Source organism: Rhizobium esperanzae (assembly GCF_002204185.1).
Classification (GTDB): domain Bacteria; phylum Pseudomonadota; class Alphaproteobacteria; order Rhizobiales; family Rhizobiaceae; genus Rhizobium; species Rhizobium esperanzae.
The window spans coordinates 171,875-187,418 of the sequence record NZ_MXPU01000011.1 but is presented as its reverse complement, the minus strand read 5'-3'; the positions used below and the strand labels follow the sequence as shown (position 1 = coordinate 187,418).

19 protein-coding genes are annotated in these 15,544 nt (G+C 61.2%); 13 read left to right on the top strand and 6 right to left on the bottom strand.

The features are described 5' to 3' along the window. Positions 1-19 precede the first annotated feature (19 nt). From iolD to B5E41_RS31775, 6 genes are all read left to right on the top strand, one after another. A complete protein-coding gene (gene iolD / locus B5E41_RS18000) occupies positions 20-1,870 on the top strand; it encodes a 3D-(3,5/4)-trihydroxycyclohexane-1,2-dione acylhydrolase (decyclizing) (RefSeq protein ID WP_088395478.1) in 1,851 nt (616 codons plus the stop codon). 67 nt (positions 1,871-1,937) lie between these two features. Further along, positions 1,938-2,855, top strand: coding sequence for a myo-inosose-2 dehydratase (gene iolE / locus B5E41_RS17995; RefSeq protein ID WP_088395477.1), 918 nt, complete (start codon positions 1,938-1,940; stop codon positions 2,853-2,855). Between the two features lie 204 nt (positions 2,856-3,059). Beyond that, positions 3,060-3,857, top strand: coding sequence for a 5-deoxy-glucuronate isomerase (gene iolB, locus B5E41_RS17990; protein WP_088395476.1), 798 nt, complete (start codon positions 3,060-3,062; stop codon positions 3,855-3,857). 88 nt (positions 3,858-3,945) lie between these two features. Continuing rightward, positions 3,946-4,173, top strand: coding sequence for a DUF1127 domain-containing protein (locus B5E41_RS17985; protein ID WP_085858984.1), 228 nt, complete (start codon positions 3,946-3,948; stop codon positions 4,171-4,173). A 73-nt stretch (positions 4,174-4,246) separates the two neighbouring features. Then, a complete protein-coding gene (locus B5E41_RS17980; protein ID WP_088395475.1) occupies positions 4,247-5,086 on the top strand; it encodes a helix-turn-helix transcriptional regulator in 840 nt (279 codons plus the stop codon). 107 nt (positions 5,087-5,193) lie between these two features. Next, entirely contained in the window at positions 5,194-5,355 is a 162-nt protein-coding gene (locus B5E41_RS31775; protein ID WP_164517773.1) for a hypothetical protein, read from the top strand. Between the two features lie 46 nt (positions 5,356-5,401). On the opposite strand, the gene B5E41_RS17975 is transcribed toward B5E41_RS31775, so the two are convergent. Next, positions 5,402-6,769, bottom strand: coding sequence for an MATE family efflux transporter (locus B5E41_RS17975; RefSeq protein WP_088395474.1), 1,368 nt, complete (start codon positions 6,767-6,769; stop codon positions 5,402-5,404). 82 nt (positions 6,770-6,851) lie between these two features. Then, the gene (locus B5E41_RS17970) at positions 6,852-7,286 is read right to left on the bottom strand and encodes a glyoxalase superfamily protein (RefSeq protein ID WP_245303107.1); all 435 of its coding nucleotides are present in this window, start codon (positions 7,284-7,286) and stop codon (positions 6,852-6,854) included. A 351-nt stretch (positions 7,287-7,637) separates the two neighbouring features. On the opposite strand from B5E41_RS17970, the gene B5E41_RS17965 reads away from it, so the two are divergent. Further along, positions 7,638-7,970, top strand: coding sequence for a hypothetical protein (locus tag B5E41_RS17965; RefSeq protein ID WP_088395473.1), 333 nt, complete (start codon positions 7,638-7,640; stop codon positions 7,968-7,970). Here B5E41_RS17965 and B5E41_RS32295 read toward each other — a convergent pair. After that, complete coding sequence (locus B5E41_RS32295) at positions 7,921-8,169, bottom strand: hypothetical protein (RefSeq protein WP_088395472.1); 249 nt, start codon at positions 8,167-8,169, stop codon at positions 7,921-7,923. The genes B5E41_RS17965 and B5E41_RS32295 overlap by 50 nt on opposite strands. 89 nt (positions 8,170-8,258) lie before the next feature. Between B5E41_RS32295 and B5E41_RS17955 the strand changes: the two genes are divergently transcribed. Further along, positions 8,259-9,125, top strand: a complete 867-nt coding sequence (locus tag B5E41_RS17955; protein WP_088395471.1) for a LysR family transcriptional regulator — start codon at positions 8,259-8,261, stop codon at positions 9,123-9,125. Between the two features lie 53 nt (positions 9,126-9,178). Here B5E41_RS17955 and B5E41_RS17950 read toward each other — a convergent pair whose 3' ends face one another. After that, positions 9,179-9,625, bottom strand: a complete 447-nt coding sequence (locus B5E41_RS17950) for a baeRF12 domain-containing protein (RefSeq protein WP_088395516.1) — start codon at positions 9,623-9,625, stop codon at positions 9,179-9,181. Positions 9,626-10,041: 416 nt separating this feature from the next. On the opposite strand from B5E41_RS17950, the gene B5E41_RS17945 reads away from it, so the two are divergent. Next, on the top strand, positions 10,042-10,467 hold the full coding sequence (locus B5E41_RS17945) for a hypothetical protein (protein WP_064801427.1): 426 nt from the start codon (positions 10,042-10,044) through the stop codon (positions 10,465-10,467). Between the two features lie 183 nt (positions 10,468-10,650). Beyond that, positions 10,651-11,763, top strand: coding sequence for a pyridoxal phosphate-dependent aminotransferase (locus tag B5E41_RS17940; RefSeq protein WP_088395470.1), 1,113 nt, complete (start codon positions 10,651-10,653; stop codon positions 11,761-11,763). A 63-nt stretch (positions 11,764-11,826) separates the two neighbouring features. Here the strand turns inward: B5E41_RS17940 and B5E41_RS17935 are convergent, their stop codons facing one another. Beyond that, positions 11,827-12,264 carry a VOC family protein gene (locus B5E41_RS17935; protein ID WP_064809969.1) on the bottom strand — a complete coding sequence of 146 codons (438 nt, stop codon included), beginning with the start codon at positions 12,262-12,264 and terminating at the stop codon, positions 11,827-11,829. 236 nt (positions 12,265-12,500) lie between these two features. Continuing rightward, on the bottom strand, positions 12,501-12,770 hold the full coding sequence (locus tag B5E41_RS17930) for a sel1 repeat family protein (RefSeq protein WP_088395469.1): 270 nt from the start codon (positions 12,768-12,770) through the stop codon (positions 12,501-12,503). 442 nt (positions 12,771-13,212) lie between these two features. Between B5E41_RS17930 and B5E41_RS17925 the strand changes: the two genes are divergently transcribed. The 3 genes from B5E41_RS17925 (at position 13,213) to B5E41_RS17915 (ending at position 15,537) form a co-directional block, all read left to right on the top strand. Further along, positions 13,213-13,551: a DUF2147 domain-containing protein gene (locus B5E41_RS17925; protein ID WP_088395468.1), complete on the top strand. Its 339-nt coding sequence runs from the start codon at positions 13,213-13,215 to the stop codon at positions 13,549-13,551. A 216-nt stretch (positions 13,552-13,767) separates the two neighbouring features. Next, entirely contained in the window at positions 13,768-13,947 is a 180-nt protein-coding gene (locus tag B5E41_RS17920) for a hypothetical protein (RefSeq protein WP_064809967.1), read from the top strand. 87 nt (positions 13,948-14,034) lie between these two features. Then, entirely contained in the window at positions 14,035-15,537 is a 1,503-nt protein-coding gene (locus tag B5E41_RS17915; RefSeq protein ID WP_088395467.1) for an AMP nucleosidase, read from the top strand. Positions 15,538-15,544 lie beyond the last annotated feature (7 nt).

The following is a 15,544-nucleotide window of genomic DNA, read 5'->3' as shown; positions in this document are numbered from 1 at the left end:
AAAAGTTCGGGAGGCCCCGATGGGCAAGACGATTCGGTTGACGATGGCACAGGCCGTCGCGCATTTCCTGAAAGTACAGATGACTGTTATCGACGGCAAAAAAGTGCCGATCTTCGGTGGCGTCTGGGCGATCTTCGGTCACGGCAATGTCGCCGGTGTCGGCGAGGCGCTCTATCAGGTGCGTGGAGAACTGACGACCTATCGAGCCCACAATGAACAGGGCATGGCGCATGCCGCGATTGCCTATGCCAAGGCGAATTTCCGCACGCGCTTCATGGCTTGCACCACCTCGATCGGCCCCGGCGCGCTGAACATGGTGACAGCCGCAGGCGTCGCGCATGTCAACCGCATTCCCGTTCTCTTCCTCCCAGGCGACGTCTTCGCCAACCGCGCGCCGGATCCGGTGCTGCAGCAGATCGAGGATTTCGGCGACGGCACGGTCTCTGCCAATGACGCCTTCCGTCCGGTTTCGCGTTACTTCGACCGAATCACCCGGCCGGAGCACATCATCACGGCGCTGAAGCGGGCCATGCAGGTGCTGACCGATCCGCTCGATTGCGGCCCGGTGACGCTGTCGCTCTGCCAGGACGTTCAGGCCGAGGCCTTCGATTATCCGGAAAGCCTATTCGAAGAAAAAGTCTGGACAACCCGCCGGCCGCAACCGGATGCGGACGAACTGGCAAATGCCATCGCCCTTATCAAGGCATCAGAGAAGCCGGTGATCGTTGCCGGCGGCGGCGTGCTCTATTCGCAGGCGACGAAGGAACTCGCGGCCTTTGCCGAGGCTCACGCCATCCCCGTCGTCGTCACCCAGGCCGGCAAGTCGTCAATCAACGAGACCCATGCGCTGGCGCTCGGCTCGGTCGGCGTCACCGGCACCTCGGCGGCGAACGCGATCGCCGAAGAGACTGATCTCGTCATCGCCGTCGGCACGCGCTGCCAGGATTTCACGACCGGCTCCTGGGCGCTCTTCAAGAACGACAGCCTGAAGATGGTCGGCCTCAACATCGCCGCCTATGACGCGGTGAAGCACGACAGCCACCCTGTGGTGGCCGATGCCCGCGAAGGGCTGAAGGCGCTTTCGGCAGGCCTTTCCGGCTGGAAGGCGCCGGCGGCACTTGCCGAGAAGGCAGCGGCGGAGAAGAAGGTGTGGATGGAGGCTGCCGCCAAGGCTACGGCGGCGACCAACACCGCCCTGCCCTCCGATGCGCAGGTGATCGGCGCGGTGGCGCGCACTCTCGGCGGTGAGAACACGACGGTGCTTTGCGCCGCAGGCGGTCTGCCCGGCGAGTTGCACAAGCTCTGGCCGGCGACGGCGCCCGGCAGCTATCATATGGAATACGGCTTCTCCTGCATGGGCTACGAGATCGCCGGCGGGCTCGGCGCCAAGATGGCGCGCCCCGAACGCGATGTCGTCGTTATGGTCGGCGACGGTTCCTACATGATGATGAACTCCGAGATCGCGACCTCGGTCATGCTCGGCCTCAAGATCAATATCGTCATGCTCGACAATCGCGGTTATGGCTGCATCAACCGGTTGCAGATGGGAACCGGCGGCGCCAACTTCAACAATCTGCTCAAGGACTCCTATCACGAGGTGATGCCGGAGATCGATTTCCGCGCACACGCCGAAAGCATGGGCGCCATAGCCGTCAAGGTCAGTTCCATCGCCGAACTCGAGCAGGCGATCGTCGATTCGAAGAAGAACGATCGTACATCCGTCTTCGTCATCGACACCGATCCCTTGATCACCACTGAAGCCGGCGGCCATTGGTGGGATGTTGCCGTGCCGGAAGTCAGCCCGCGTGAAGAAGTCAACAAGGCGCGCAAGGGCTACGTCGAAGCCCGCGGCTCCCAGCGCATCGGCTGAACAGGTCAGCCCTATTTTTCCGGAGGAGCCGACCCGCTCCTCCGCAATGTCTTTAAGGAGAATATTGATGAAGGCCAAACTCGGCATGTCGCCCATCGCGTGGTGGAACGACGACCTTCCTGAGCTTAGCGACGACGTGTCGCTCGAGGAATGCCTGCGGCAATCGCGCAGTGCGGGTTTCACCGGCATGGAACAAGGCCGCCGTTTCCCCAGCAACCCGGAAGAAATGCTGCCGATCCTGCGCGCCGCCGACGTGACGCTGTGCGGCGGCTGGTTCTCCGGCACGCTTGTCAATGAGGAGCTCTCGGCCAACAAGGACCGCATCGCGCCGATGATCGAGCTTTTCAAAGCGGTCAATGCGCCCTGCATCGTCTATGGCGAAGTCGGCCGCTCTATCCAGGGCGACCGCTCCAAGCCGCTGGCGACCAAGCCGCGCCTCGCCGACGACGAGATGAAGGTCTATGCGCGCCGCGTCACCGAATTCGGCGAATGGTGCGCCGAGCAGGGCATGCCGCTCTCTTATCACCACCACATGGCGGCCGTCGTCGAAACCGAGCCGGAACTCGACGCATTCATGCGCAATTCGGGCGAAGGCATTCCGCTGTTGCTCGATGCCGGGCACCTGGCCTTTGCCGGAGGCGATGTGCTGCGCGCCATCGACAATCACCACGCCCGCATCAACCACGTCCACGTCAAGGACATTCGCCAATCCGTTGTGGATGGGCTCGACCGCAGCCGGCAATCCTTCCTGGATGCTGTGGCGCTTGGCGCCTTCACCGTGCCGGGCGACGGCTCGCTCGATTTCGGCGCCATTGTCCAGCGCTTCGCAGACCATGGCTATGAGGGCTGGTTCGTCGTCGAGGCCGAACAGGATCCGCGCAAGGCGCCGCCGCAGAAGATGGCCGAGATCGGCCATGCCGAACTGATGCGCGTCATGACCGCGGCTGGTTATACTGTGGAAACGGAAGGTTTCCCGAAGGGGTAACGAGACGAAGGCCCTCCCCCGCCAGGGGGCTTAATAGCATCGTCGGGGCAAGGCGCCCCCTCATCCGCCCTTCGGGCACCTTCTCCCCGACGGGGAGAAGGGGGGAATGGAGACGGCACGGCACATCCCTTCTCCCCTCGGGGAGAAGGTGGCGGCAGCCGGATGAGGGGGCCGCGCCCGCTAACGTTATGAGGAGAAACACCAATGCCAAACCTCAAGGTGAAACCATCCGGCACGCATGGTCGTGTGACGCATGTCACCCCGGAGAATGCCGGGTGGACGTATGTCGGCTTCGATCTGCATCGAATCAAACCGGGTGAGACCGTTTCTGGGGAAACCGGCGAACGCGAGGTCTGCCTGGTCTGGGTGACCGGCAAGGGCAAGGCGTCGGCCGGCGCGAAGGATTTCGGGACGCTCGGTGAGCGGATGAACCCCTTCGACGGGGCTCCGCATGCGCTTTATATCCCGATGGGCTCGACATGGTCCGTCACGGCAGAGACCGATCTGGAACTGGCTGTCTGCTCGGCGCCCGGCGGCGGCAGCTATGAGGCAAAGGCGATCCCGCCTGGCACCCATCCTCAGGTCACGCGCGGCAAGGGCACGAATGTGCGCTACGTCAACAACATCATGCCTGAGGACGATAATTCGGCGCATTCGCTGCTCGTCGTCGAGGTTATCACGCCAGGTGGCCATACCTCCTCCTATCCGCCGCACAAGCACGATCAGGACGACCTGCCAAACGAAAGCTTTCTGGAAGAGACCTACTACCATCGCCTCAACCCGCCGCAGGGTTTCGGTTTCCAGCGCGTCTACACCGACGACCGCTCGCTCGACGAGGCGATGGCGATCGAGGACGGCGACGTCACACTGGTGCCGAAGGGCTATCATCCCTGCGCGGCAACGCATGGCTATGATCTCTATTATCTCAATGTCATGGCCGGGCCGAAGCGAATCTGGAAATTCCACAATGCCGCCGAGCACGAATGGCTGCTGAAGGCATGAAGGCCGTGCTCGATCGCTAAATAATCTGACAGCGCCAAACTGTCGGTGATGGTTCACTGCCTCCATCCAATGAGGATGGAGGATCATCATGCACAGCTCGAATTTCACGATACCGGCCCGCAATATCCGCTCTTCGCGGCGCATCCGGCCCGGCCTTCTTTCTGCAGTCGGCACCGCGGTCCGCTGGCTGGGGCGCAAGATCAGCGAACGGCGCAACTACAATGCGCTGATGGAACTTTCCGACGCTCAGTTGAAGGATGTCGGCCTCTCGCGGGGGCAGACAGAGAGCGACGTGCACGTTTACAGCCGCTACTGAAACATCAAATTCACTGTGGTACTGTGCCCCTGCGCAGCCTTGTCGGGCTGCCCGCCTGAACCCGGACGATACGATGTCGCAGTTTTCAACAGCACTGCTCCTGAATACGAAGACCGTCACCATTCGTGACGTCGTCTGCAATGGCGAGTGCCGCCACAAGAGCAACGAGGAATGTGCGCACAAGACTAGCCTCGTCTATCCCTATCGCGGAGTCTTCATGCGCCATGTCGGCCGCACGGATACTGTGGCTGAAGCCAATCAGGTGCTGTTCTTCAATGCCGCTCAAGGCTATCGGATCAGTCACCCGATCGCGGGCGGCGACGCCTGCATCGACCTGTCGATCGACGAATCCATGCTGGAAGAGCTGGCGCCGAAGGAGCAGGCGCAGCCCGGCCCGGCCTTTTCCTTCCGCCGCCAGCGCCGGCGGATCGACCCACGCGCGCAGGCGCTGGTCGCCCTGCTGCGTCACGGCCTCAGGCGCAACGTCGCCGAAATGCTCGAGGCGGAAACGCTGGCCCTGACGCTGGTTCGCCGCTCGTTCGGCGAGCGTACTTCGCACGCTGCCGGCGCCAGCGTCGGCCGGCAGAAACTCGTCGACCGCGCAAAGCTGGTGCTTTCCTCCGATCTCGCGCGACGCTGGACGCTGGCGGAAATCGCGTCGGAAGTCGGCGTTTCTCCTGTTTACCTCACCCAGGTCTTCCAGCAGGTCGAGGCCACGCCGCTCTATCGCTATCAGCTGAGGCTGCGGCTTGCCCGGGCGCTCGATCTGCTCGGCCAGTATGACGATCTGACCTCACTCGGCCTCGATCTCGGTTTTTCCAGCCATAGTCATTTCAGCGCTTCCTTCAAACAGGCCTTCGGTCAGACTCCGGCCGAATTTCAGCGCTCGGCGCAATTGCGGCGCCGACCGTAGAGCTTTTCCGCATTGATAATCGCTAAAGTTTTCGACAGCGGTGATGCGGTCTTCGATGCTCTCATGACGCTGTCCCGATCCGGGGACGATCGATGGAGGATTACCCGATGAAGAAGACCACATGCGCTGCATGCGACTGCGAACTCGGCGCCGAGATCATCACCGTCAAGCTCGGCGGCAGGACCGTCGAAGTCTGCTGTCAGGAATGCGCCGAGGCGCTGAACGAGGCGGAAGCGTCGACGTCGGCCGCTCAGAGCAGCAAGGAATAAAGGGCAATCGACGGAGGCCGCGCCAGGGAGGCGCGGCTTCCACGTCTCAGGCGGGCAGAAGCCCATATCGCCAGCCGCGGCGCCTGGCATTCTCGGACAGCACCAGCAAGGCAAGCGCCACCATGCCTGCCTCGGCAAAAACAGGCACCATCCAGATTCCCTGCTCGCCGAAGACGAAGGGCAGCAGGAAGGTGAGAGGCAGGGTGAGAAGATAGGGTCGCGACAGACCGAAGATCGCCGCGCGCGGCGCATCGCCGATCGACTGGAAATAGGACGACAGGATCAGCATCTGCCCGGAGAGAAAATAGGCGCCGATCGTCCAAGGTAGAATTCGCCTGACCTCGGCGATAATGGCGGGATCGCCGACGAAGACGGCGCCGATGCGCCCGGCCAGCAATTCCACCGTGATTTCCACCAGGCTGCAATAGACGAGCGCCGAGAGCATGGCGATCTGCAGGCTGCGGCCGACGCGCAATCCAAGGCCGGCGCCGTGATTGTTGCCGGCGATCGCCTGTAGGGCGATGCTGAGACCAAGCAGCGGCAGATAGGTGAAGGTCAGGATGCGGGTGATGATGCCGTAGGCGGCAATGGTGGCGGTATAGTCACGCGTGCTCCAGAGCGAGACGTTGACCAGAATCGCGGCCGAGGCAAACGATATGCCGATGAAACCGAGGCTCATAGGCGCGCCCAAGGCGACGATGCCGCGCCATTCGACAAGGGCGAATGCGGGAGCAGGTCTGAGCGTCGCCGGCCGGCGCCAGCGATAGACGAGCACGGCCACGAGACAGACGAATTGCGAAGCGATGGAGCCTGCAGCCGAACCGAGCACGCCCCAATGCATCACTGCCATGAACAGCCAGTTGGCGAGGATGTTGAGCAGCGACGCCGAGAGCGTCACCGCCGTCATGAAACCGATCCTGCCTTCACAGCGCAGCCCGTCGAGATGCAGCGACAGGAAGAAACTCACCGGCGTCGAGGCGACCATCGCGCCCATGAAAAGCATTGCGCCATCGGCTACAGCGGTGTTTTCGGCGGCGCCGGCATTGATGATCCGCCCGCCGAGGGTCCAGTAGACCGTGATGAGGATCACAATGACGGCGAGCGCCAGCGTATGGGCGCCGGAAAATACCCGACGCGCGCCCTGGCGATCGCCGGCACCGAGCCGGCGGGCGAGGATGCTTCCCATGCCGTTCGAGACGAGTGATTGCAGGGCGACCAGCAGCATTAACCCCGGGAAGATCAGGCTGACGGCTGAGAGCGCGTCGGGGCCGACATAGGCGCCCAGGAAATAGGCGTCGACGACAGTAAAAAGGCCGTTGACGGTGGTGATCGCGACGATCGGCGCCGCAGTCCTGATGAATACGCCCGGCAGCCAGCCGGTCAGGAAGGCATTGCCTTTGGAAGGATCGGTCATGGGGAAATCCGCGCGATATCGGGCGACACCGCTGCGGCTTGAACAAGCGCATGCGGGCAGCCTGGAAAGGATGAGTAGCAAATCAGAGATCGAGCACCAGATGAGGCACGCCGTTCGAGGTCTTCCTGGGCGAGACGCCGTCGGCATCGATCTGCGCAGTCACGCGCCGCCGAAAGGCTGAAAAGCTCTCGAAGGTGACCACGTCAACCGCTTCGTCGAAATGGATAGTGATCCGGTGGAGGCCGCCCGGCAGAGCCGAAAGCGAGAGGATTTCGCCAGTGAACGGCTGATTGAGATAGCGTCCGCGAATATGGGCGCCGACGAAGAGCGGCGTTTTCGCAGTCGCATCGGGCCTTGCCGCCAGAGCCGCAAGCGTGTTCCAGTCGCGCGTGCCGTGCTGTCGGGCGATCATTTCCAAGGCCGCACTGTGGGTCAGCGCGGTGCCGCGATCGTTCATCGCCTGGCGCAAGCGCTTGGCCTGGGCCTTCAGTTCTTCAATGCCGGGATAGGTCGTCATGAGTGGGCCTTCGCAAGGCATGCTCTTCGACTGCAAATGGGAGCTCGCGTTGCCGTCAGTCAGCATGCACAAGGGGCCGTGACCATGATCGCGAGGGCTTCACCATGGATTTTCATCCGCGAGCGGCCGGTGCCTCGAACCGGGCTTTGTATGCGCGATTGCCGTCGGCATGTCAAGAATGGCGCGATCGCCCGCGGAATTGCGCGAATTTGAGCAGATCTGGACGGAATCGGTGCGATTTTCAGCGATTTTCAGCAACAGCCTTCAACCTTAACGATGATCTTCAGCAATCGTCAGCACTCTTGCATTATTCTCTGCTTACGATGAGCGGAGGCTAAAAGGGCCTTTCAGATGCACCTCGACACAGAACACCCCAAGCCGGAACGTGCCTACAGGGAGTTTCACCTCGACAGGCCCGGCAATATCATCTTCGTTGGCCATCACCTCAGCACCGGGACGCAGGTGCGCTGCCTGATCCGCACGATCACACTTGCCGGCGCGGTGCTCGAAGTCAGTCCGAGCCTGGAGATGCCGAGCCATTTCTTTCTCGAAATACTCGGCATCCATGACGAGATCGGCGCCACCGTGGTCAAACGCGAAGACGAACTGGTGACGATCAGCTTCAACATGCTGCTCAATCCGGAATTCCTGCACCACGTGCTACGATTGAGCTTCGAAAACTGAGGCCGCCTCCAATCGCCGCCCGATCGGGGCGCGGCCTCCTGGCCTCGCCTCTTCTTGCTGAGAGATGCGCGATGATCGGTATGATCCAGAGAAGTCCGCGCCATTCCGGGCCATCGAGCGGATCGGCCATGGGATCGCGGCGCATCCGGTAATTGCTGGACGCGACTTCGTTGAAGAAAACTACCCAGTTGAGAAGCATTGCCTATCCTCCATCTATTGCTGGAGTAGTTCAGCTAGGCCTTCACGCCCCCGCTATGTAGAGGCATGGAGGAAAGGGGGTTTTCATCCATGAAAGAGGCGAGCTGGGACGATCTGCAGCTTTTCTTCCATGTCGCGACCGGCGGCGGGCTTTCGGCGGCGGCGGCGCGGACGGGGCTCAGTGCGCCGACGATCGGCCGGCGCATGCTGGCGCTCGAACGGGTGACCGGCCGGTCGCTGTTCAACCGCGGCCCCACAGGCTACCTGCTTGCAAAGGACGGCCAGGAACTGCTCGATCGCGTCCGGCTGATGCAGGATGCGGCGCGGGCGATCTCCGACTGGCGCGGTGAAGTGCTGACGCTGCCGATTGTGTCGACGGTCGTCGACAGCTGGACGTCGCGCTTCATCGCCGATCACCTGGCCAGTGTCTGGACGCCGAAAGACTGCTTTCGCATGTGCTACAAGACCTGTGACGCGAGCGTCGATTTCATCTATCGCGAGGCGCATATCGCCATTCGCCACAGCCGGCCGGATGGCGGCAACGTCGCGATCCGCCGTTCAGTCAAGGTGGCGCATGCGGTTTATCAGGCAGCCGATTATGACGAGACCAATTGCAACTGGATCTCGCTCGGAACGGACATCGCCATCACACCGGCGGACAAGTGGACTTTCGAACAGCCGGATTATTGGATCACCAGCTGGACGAACACGCCCCATATGCTCTTTTACCTGATCCGAGGCGGCGCCGGCCGCGGCGTGCTGCCCTGTTTCATCGGCGACCAGGAGCGCAAGCTCGTCCGCGCCGGGCCTGTTATCGATGAATTGACCTACGAGATGTGGATCGTCGCGCATGACGACGAGCGGCAAAGGCCTGAAGTCAGGACGGTCATCGATCGCCTGGCCAAACTGTTTGCCGATCATGAAGATCTGTTTGCCGGAGAGAGACCGTTGGTCTGAAACGAACAAGAACACCGGCCAACCGGCCCGCGTTAGCTCATCGGTTGGTTTCATCACGCGGCGAGATGCCGCTCGATCTCGTCTATCGGCAGATTGGTATAGTCTTTCGCCAGTTCCGCCGATATCGCCGCCTGCGTCTCGGCGCTCAGCGCCGGCCGCAGGGCGCCGAGCGCCTTCGGGGGCGCGATGAGGACGATACGGCGTGCATCCTTTGCCTGCGTCAGCTCGTCCATTCGCTCCGCCACATGTTTCAGAAATTGCGCTTCGGCCTGCTCCTGCCAGCTGGTCTCTTCGACAGCGCTGCGGCTCCATCCATCAGCGGCATGGCTGCGGCCAGGCTTGTCGGTGCCGAGCTCGCGATCGGGCTCGTTCGGCTGCGTCAGGGTTTCCAACACCTTCAGGTTCATCAGCTGGGCATCGCCGGCGTTCTGCATGATGAGGGCCTTGGCTCCATTGCAGACTACGACCCATGATTTCCCGGGGATTCTGATGTCGGTCATCTTCAACTCCTCGCTGTCGTCATCGAAGCGCCCTTGCTTCATCGATCGAAAGCGCGTCGCGATCTTTCTGATTCGCTCCTTGCGCTTTCGCTGTTTGTTTTTACGCATGTCGTTACCGCAAAACCGCTGACACTTGTGCGCGACATGCTTTAGGCAGAACGCCCGGCCATTGAAAGAGTTCGGGAAAACTGCGCCGAAATCGGTAGGGGCACAGTCCATAATACGTTTTGGCGGCACAGTCTGCGTACCGATTGTGAACATTCGGCGTCCCGCATGGAAACAAAATTTGAACTCGTTAAAATTGTCTTTTTATATTTGACGAATGTGCAAAACATTCATGTGACCGTGGCTGAAGCAAGATCAGCTTGCTCCAGAGCAAGAACCCCAATTGTGCCCTGTCTGACGGAGAATGCAAGATGACTATGCTCCGCGCCACACACCTTGCAACGGTCAAGTCCGCCATTTACGACCTGCGCTGGGAAGAGTTCAACGTCAAGCGCCCGGCCCGTATCGTCGCCGTCCGGCCGTGCCTCACCGGCGTCTCGATGCGAAGCGCCGAGATCATCGACATATCGCAGGGCGGCGCAACCTTCATCGTGTCGACCACCGCCGGTCTGCCGAAACATTATTATCTCAACATTCTCGGCCTGGCCTATCGCATCGGCTGCGCCGAAGTCTATCGCAATAAGGAACGCATCGGCGTACGGTTCATCAACCTCCTGGACCCCGAGGTTCTGCGCCGCGTCGTGCGCGCCGATTTCCTTGTCGGCAATATGGAAGCGATCGACGCCCGGCGTGCACCGATGTTCCGCGATACGAGGCTCGCCGCCGGTCCCGCATAAGTCCTTGGATGGAAATGACCCAAGGACAAATTGTTCGGCAATTCAAAGCGCTACGTCGCCCCCGCCGCTTTGAAAAGGACGCGCTGTGTGAGCGCTGCGGCTGCGGAATAATCTTGCTTGCCTTGGCCGAGCCCGGGCCTATTGTTGCGCCTGATCTCAACATGTCCGGGAAACCGCCTTCGCATGTCCGCCTTCTCGCGCTTCACGCCCCTCATCAGCGCCCTGCCCTCCACAGTTCCCTTCGTCGGTCCCGAAGCCATCGAACGCCAGCGCGGACGTGCCGTTCTGGCGCGCATCGGCGCCAATGAGAATGGCTTCGGCCCGGCCCCCTCCGTGCTTGCCGCGATGCGCGAAGAGGCACGCGACATCTGGAAATACAACGACTCGGAAAATTTCGCGCTGAGGGAAGCGCTTGGCGCGCATCTTGGTGTGACGGCCGCCAATATCGCCATCGCCGGCGGCATTGACGAATTGCTCGGCCAGATCGTCCGGCTGGTGATCGAACCGGGGGCACCCGTCGTTACCTCGCTCGGCGCCTATCCGACATTCAATTTCCATGTCGCCGGTTTTGGCGGCCGGCTGGTGACCGTCCCCTACGCAAACGACCGCGAGGATCTCGACGGGCTGCTCGACGCGGTCAGGCGCGAGAATGCGCCCCTCGTCTATTTCGCCAATCCCGACAATCCGATGGGAAGCTGGTGGGACGCCGACAGTATTGTCGCTTTCGCCCGGGCGCTGCCCGAGACCACGATGATGGTGCTGGACGAAGCCTATAGCGAAACCGGGCCGGCACATTCGCTGCCGTCGATCGCCTCGCTCATCGAGCTGCCCAACATCGTGCGCACCCGCACCTTTTCCAAGGCTTACGGGCTTGCCGGCTCACGCACCGGATACGTGATCTCGACCTCAGGCACGGCACAGGCCTTCGACAAGATCCGCAATCATTTCGGCATGAACCGGCTGGCGACGGCTGCAGCACTGGCCGCGCTCAAGGATCAGGCCTATCTGGCCGAGGTGGTCGGGAAAATCCATGCAGCACGGGAGCGGATCGGCCGCATCGCCCGGGCAAACGGTCTTGAGCCGCTGCCCTCGGCAACGAATTTTGTGGCGATCGATACCGGTCGCGACGGCGCCCATGCGCGGGCGATCGTCGATGGCCTGATGGATCACGGCGTCTTCGTCCGCATGCCGGGTGTTGCGCCGCTCAATCGCTGCATCCGCGTCAGCGTCGGACCGGAGGCTGAGATGGCGCTGTTCGAGGAAGCGCTGCCGCAAGTCCTGAAGACGCTCGCCTGAGCTTGTCATTCCTGTCCGTTCGCCGACATGGTCGGGTCTTCGCCATTTGCCTGCGTGTTGCGATCAGCTGAGTTCCTGGGCGAGGCCGATCAGAATCCCTTCAGGTCCGCGAATGTAGCAGAGCCGATACGCATCCTTATACTGAACGACTTCCCCTACGAGCTGCGCGCCGCGCCCGCGGAGCCTCTCAAGCGTCTCGTCAATGTCATCCACCGCGAACATGACGCGGAGGTAGCCGAGGGCATTGACCGGGGCGTTCCGGTGATCCGCGACGACAGGCGGCGCCAGAAAGCGGGAGAGCTCAAGCCGGCTGTGGCCGTCCGGTGTGCGCATCATGGCGATCTCGACACGCTGATCTCCCAGTCCGGTAATACGTCCGGCCCATTCGCCTTCGACCGTCGCCCGCCCTTCCAATTCGAGGCCGAGCTCGCGAAAGAAATCAATCGCCTCTCCGAGGTCTTCGACGACGATTCCGACATTGTCCATTCGCTTGAGCGCCATGTTTTGATCTCCAAGTGTCGTTGCAATCGACGAGGTATCGCCTCGTCCAGCAAAGAACGTTTGAGCGACCCCAATACCGACAATTGACTGTTTTCGATATCAGAGAATTGAAAGCACGGACCCGCTCAAACGGCAGCGTCGTTTGTGTGCCTTTCGGACGCACAAACGACGCTCTAATACCTTCGATCTTCGTATCGTCCTTTCCGAAACTCCGAACCGGATTTCGGGCCGATGCGTTAGTGGACGGTCATCCATTCGCGGGCAGCGCGCAGTGCTTCCACGAGCTGCATCTTGTTCATGGCAGCGGCCACGTCGGCGCGAAGCTCGGCGGCGCGGTCGTTGCCCTTGATCGCGGCAATGTTCAGCCACTTGTGGGCAGCAACGAGATCGACGACGCAGCCGCGGCCGGTTGCGTACATCAGACCCATTTCGCAGAAGACATCGGCGCTGTTGTTGTCGCCACCCACGGTGGCCGTTTCAGCATTGTGCATTTCAAAGCGTGCCATCGGTTTATCCCTGTTAGCCTGTTTACGACTTACCCTGTTTTACCTTCGGACCCTGCCGTCTATCGCGGCTTTGCGGCCCTTCCGGTCCGGCGGGTTTGCCCCGCTCGTCTGATGGCTTGACTATGCCAAACGGCTTTCAAAAAACGCCTAAAATGCATGATTAATTTGAGACAAACAAACTGCAAACACTTGGTAAAATTGGGTTTTTGTTAAACATCGGATTCCCTGGGATTTAGGCATTTTCGCTTAAATTTTACAAAAGATTCAGAATCGCAAATAAACGGATCATTCATCATGAAATCAGCAGGCGACGGGTTTACAAGCTCTACGGTCGGCTTTTCGGCTGCTTTCGGCGAGCGGCGAACGGACAGCCGGCTCTATTTACCTTTACGTTCGCGTCAGCTATTTTCGCGGCCGGTCAGAGGACATCAGGGAGGAAAAGATGATCCGCAGTCTCATTCTTGCCGGCGCTATCGCCGTGATCGCTGGTACAGCCCACGCCGAGGAACCTATCGTCGGCAAGTGGAAGACGGCCTCCGGCGAAACGGCGGTGATTGCCGCCTGCGGCGAGAGTTATTGCGTGACGCTGAAAACCGGAAAATATACCGGCCGCAAGATCGGCACACTCGCCGGGACCGGCGGCAGCTATGCCGGTGAGATCACCGACCCCGCCGCCGACAAGACCTATAGCGGCTCAGGAAAGATTTCCGGCAATTCACTGAAGATGCAGGGCTGCGTGATGAATATCCTCTGCAAGACGCAGACCTGGACGCGGCTCTGATGCGATAAGGCCGACGCAACAATCATCCCAAACGTATAATCATGCCGGCCGAAATGCCGGCATGCCTCATGGCCTTCTCCGGCTTGCCGGTCCTCACTGCAATCGCCCGAGCCTGCCCCGCAAGCTGAACGGCTGATGAACCGGCATCTCAGCACTCGTTCAGCCGAGGTGTGGCAAAACTCATGTCACGGTTAGGTTGCGTATCGGGGGCCTGGGATGAACTTCTATATTCTGGCAAGACGTTTCACCATCATCACGCTGTTCGCGGCTATCTTCGCCGTCACATTTTCGGCGGTCGTCGTGCACAATGGCGGCGGCGGCACGCAGTCGCATTTCGGTGCGAGCTATACCTGCCTGGAGAGAAGCGGAACCTTCTGCGCACCCACGGTGCGATGACCGGCATCAGACTCGCAAGAGGATAAAAAATCGGATTCCGCCGGCGCGCGTCGTTTGCTTGTCAAAAACAACTCTCTATAATGCGTCATGAACAAACGAATCTCCCCTCTGTCGCCCCTCGACATATCCTCTCCGCCTCCTTTCCAGCCCGAGAGTTTCGATGATCCGGCCAAGGCCGTCGAGACGCTGACAGCGCTTTACGAACGCAATACGGCGTTCCTGATCCAGAGCTTCACCGACCTTGCCCAGGGCGCTCCGATCGCCTCGCGCTACCGGGCTTTCTATCCGCAGGTCAGCATCGAGACGACGAGCTTCGGTCATGTCGACTCGCGCCTCTCCTACGGCCATGTCACGGCGCCCGGCATCTACACGACGACGGTCACCCGGCCGAAGCTCTTCAAGCATTACCTGAAGGAGCAGCTGTCGCTCTTGATAAGGAGCCACAATGTTCCGATCGTCGTCTCGGAATCCTCGACGCCGATCCCGCTGCACTTCGCCTTCGGCGAGGGCGCGCATGTCGAAGCATCGGCCTCAGCCTTCGTCGACGTTCCCATGCGCGATATCTTCGACACACCCGACCTCAACACCACCGATGACGAGATCGCCAACGGCGAATATATCCCGCCGCCGGGCGAGCCCTCGCCGCTTGCGCCGTTCACCGCCCAGCGTATCGATTATTCGCTCGCCCGGCTCTCGCATTATACCGCCACCCATGCCGAGCATTTCCAGAACTTCGTGCTGTTTACGAACTACCAGTTCTATATCGATGAATTCTGCAGTTGGGCGCGCAAGCTGATGGCGGAAGGTGGCGACGGCTACACCGCCTTCGTCGAGCCCGGCAATATCGTCACCCTGCCCGGCTCGAGCATGCCGGAAACCGATGCGACGCTTGCCCGCCTGCCCCAGATGCCGGCCTATCATCTGAAGAAGAAAGGCCATGCCGGGATCACCATGATCAATATTGGCGTCGGCCCTTCCAACGCCAAGACGATCACCGACCACGTCGCCGTGCTGCGCCCGCATGCCTGGCTAATGCTCGGCCACTGCGCCGGCCTGCGCAACAGCCAGCGGCTCGGCGATTACGTTCTCGCCCATGCCTATATGCGCGAGGACCATGTTCTCGACGACGACCTGCCGGTCTGGGTGCCGATCCCGGCGCTCGCCGAAGTGCAAGTGGCGCTGGAGGCCGCCGTCGCCGAAATTACCGGATACGAGGGCTTCGAGCTGAAGCGCATCATGCGCACCGGCACCGTCGGTACCATCGACAACCGCAACTGGGAACTGCGCGACCAGCGCGGACCGGTGAAGCGGCTCTCGCAGGCGCGCGCCATCGCGCTCGACATGGAATCGGCAACGATCGCCGCCAACGGGTTCCGCTTCCGCGTGCCTTACGGCACTCTGCTCTGTGTCTCCGACAAACCGCTGCACGGCGAGTTGAAGCTGCCCGGCATGGCGACGGCCTTCTACCGCACGCAGGTGAACCAGCATCTGCAGATCGGCATCCGTGCCGTCCAGAAGCTTGCGGCCATGCCGCCGGAAGCGCTGCATTCGCGCAAACTGCGCAGCTTCTTCGAAACGGCCTTCCAATAGGCCGTTT

Excerpts from the sequence above, each read along its gene's own strand:
- B5E41_RS17930 (WP_088395469.1), bottom strand. The coding sequence starts at position 12,770 with ATGGCACGCTTTGAAATGCACAATGCTGAAACGGCCACCGTGGGTGGC.
- B5E41_RS31775 (WP_164517773.1), top strand. The coding sequence starts at position 5,194 with ATGAAGAAGACCACATGCGCTGCATGCGACTGCGAACTCGGCGCCGAG.
- iolD (WP_088395478.1), top strand. The coding sequence starts at position 20 with ATGGGCAAGACGATTCGGTTGACGATGGCACAGGCCGTCGCGCATTTC.
- B5E41_RS17975 (WP_088395474.1), bottom strand. The coding sequence starts at position 6,769 with ATGACCGATCCTTCCAAAGGCAATGCCTTCCTGACCGGCTGGCTGCCG.
- B5E41_RS17970 (WP_245303107.1), bottom strand. The coding sequence starts at position 7,286 with ATGACGACCTATCCCGGCATTGAAGAACTGAAGGCCCAGGCCAAGCGC.
- B5E41_RS17940 (WP_088395470.1), top strand. The coding sequence starts at position 10,651 with ATGTCCGCCTTCTCGCGCTTCACGCCCCTCATCAGCGCCCTGCCCTCC.
- B5E41_RS17945 (WP_064801427.1), top strand. The coding sequence starts at position 10,042 with ATGACTATGCTCCGCGCCACACACCTTGCAACGGTCAAGTCCGCCATT.
- B5E41_RS17920 (WP_064809967.1), top strand. The coding sequence starts at position 13,768 with ATGAACTTCTATATTCTGGCAAGACGTTTCACCATCATCACGCTGTTC.
- B5E41_RS17965 (WP_088395473.1), top strand. The coding sequence starts at position 7,638 with ATGCACCTCGACACAGAACACCCCAAGCCGGAACGTGCCTACAGGGAG.
- B5E41_RS17955 (WP_088395471.1), top strand. The coding sequence starts at position 8,259 with ATGAAAGAGGCGAGCTGGGACGATCTGCAGCTTTTCTTCCATGTCGCG.
- B5E41_RS17980 (WP_088395475.1), top strand. The coding sequence starts at position 4,247 with ATGTCGCAGTTTTCAACAGCACTGCTCCTGAATACGAAGACCGTCACC.
- iolE (WP_088395477.1), top strand. The coding sequence starts at position 1,938 with ATGAAGGCCAAACTCGGCATGTCGCCCATCGCGTGGTGGAACGACGAC.
- iolB (WP_088395476.1), top strand. The coding sequence starts at position 3,060 with ATGCCAAACCTCAAGGTGAAACCATCCGGCACGCATGGTCGTGTGACG.
- B5E41_RS17925 (WP_088395468.1), top strand. The coding sequence starts at position 13,213 with ATGATCCGCAGTCTCATTCTTGCCGGCGCTATCGCCGTGATCGCTGGT.
- B5E41_RS32295 (WP_088395472.1), bottom strand. The coding sequence starts at position 8,169 with ATGCTTCTCAACTGGGTAGTTTTCTTCAACGAAGTCGCGTCCAGCAAT.
- B5E41_RS17950 (WP_088395516.1), bottom strand. The coding sequence starts at position 9,625 with ATGACCGACATCAGAATCCCCGGGAAATCATGGGTCGTAGTCTGCAAT.
- B5E41_RS17915 (WP_088395467.1), top strand. The coding sequence starts at position 14,035 with ATGAACAAACGAATCTCCCCTCTGTCGCCCCTCGACATATCCTCTCCG.
- B5E41_RS17935 (WP_064809969.1), bottom strand. The coding sequence starts at position 12,264 with ATGGCGCTCAAGCGAATGGACAATGTCGGAATCGTCGTCGAAGACCTC.
- B5E41_RS17985 (WP_085858984.1), top strand. The coding sequence starts at position 3,946 with ATGCACAGCTCGAATTTCACGATACCGGCCCGCAATATCCGCTCTTCG.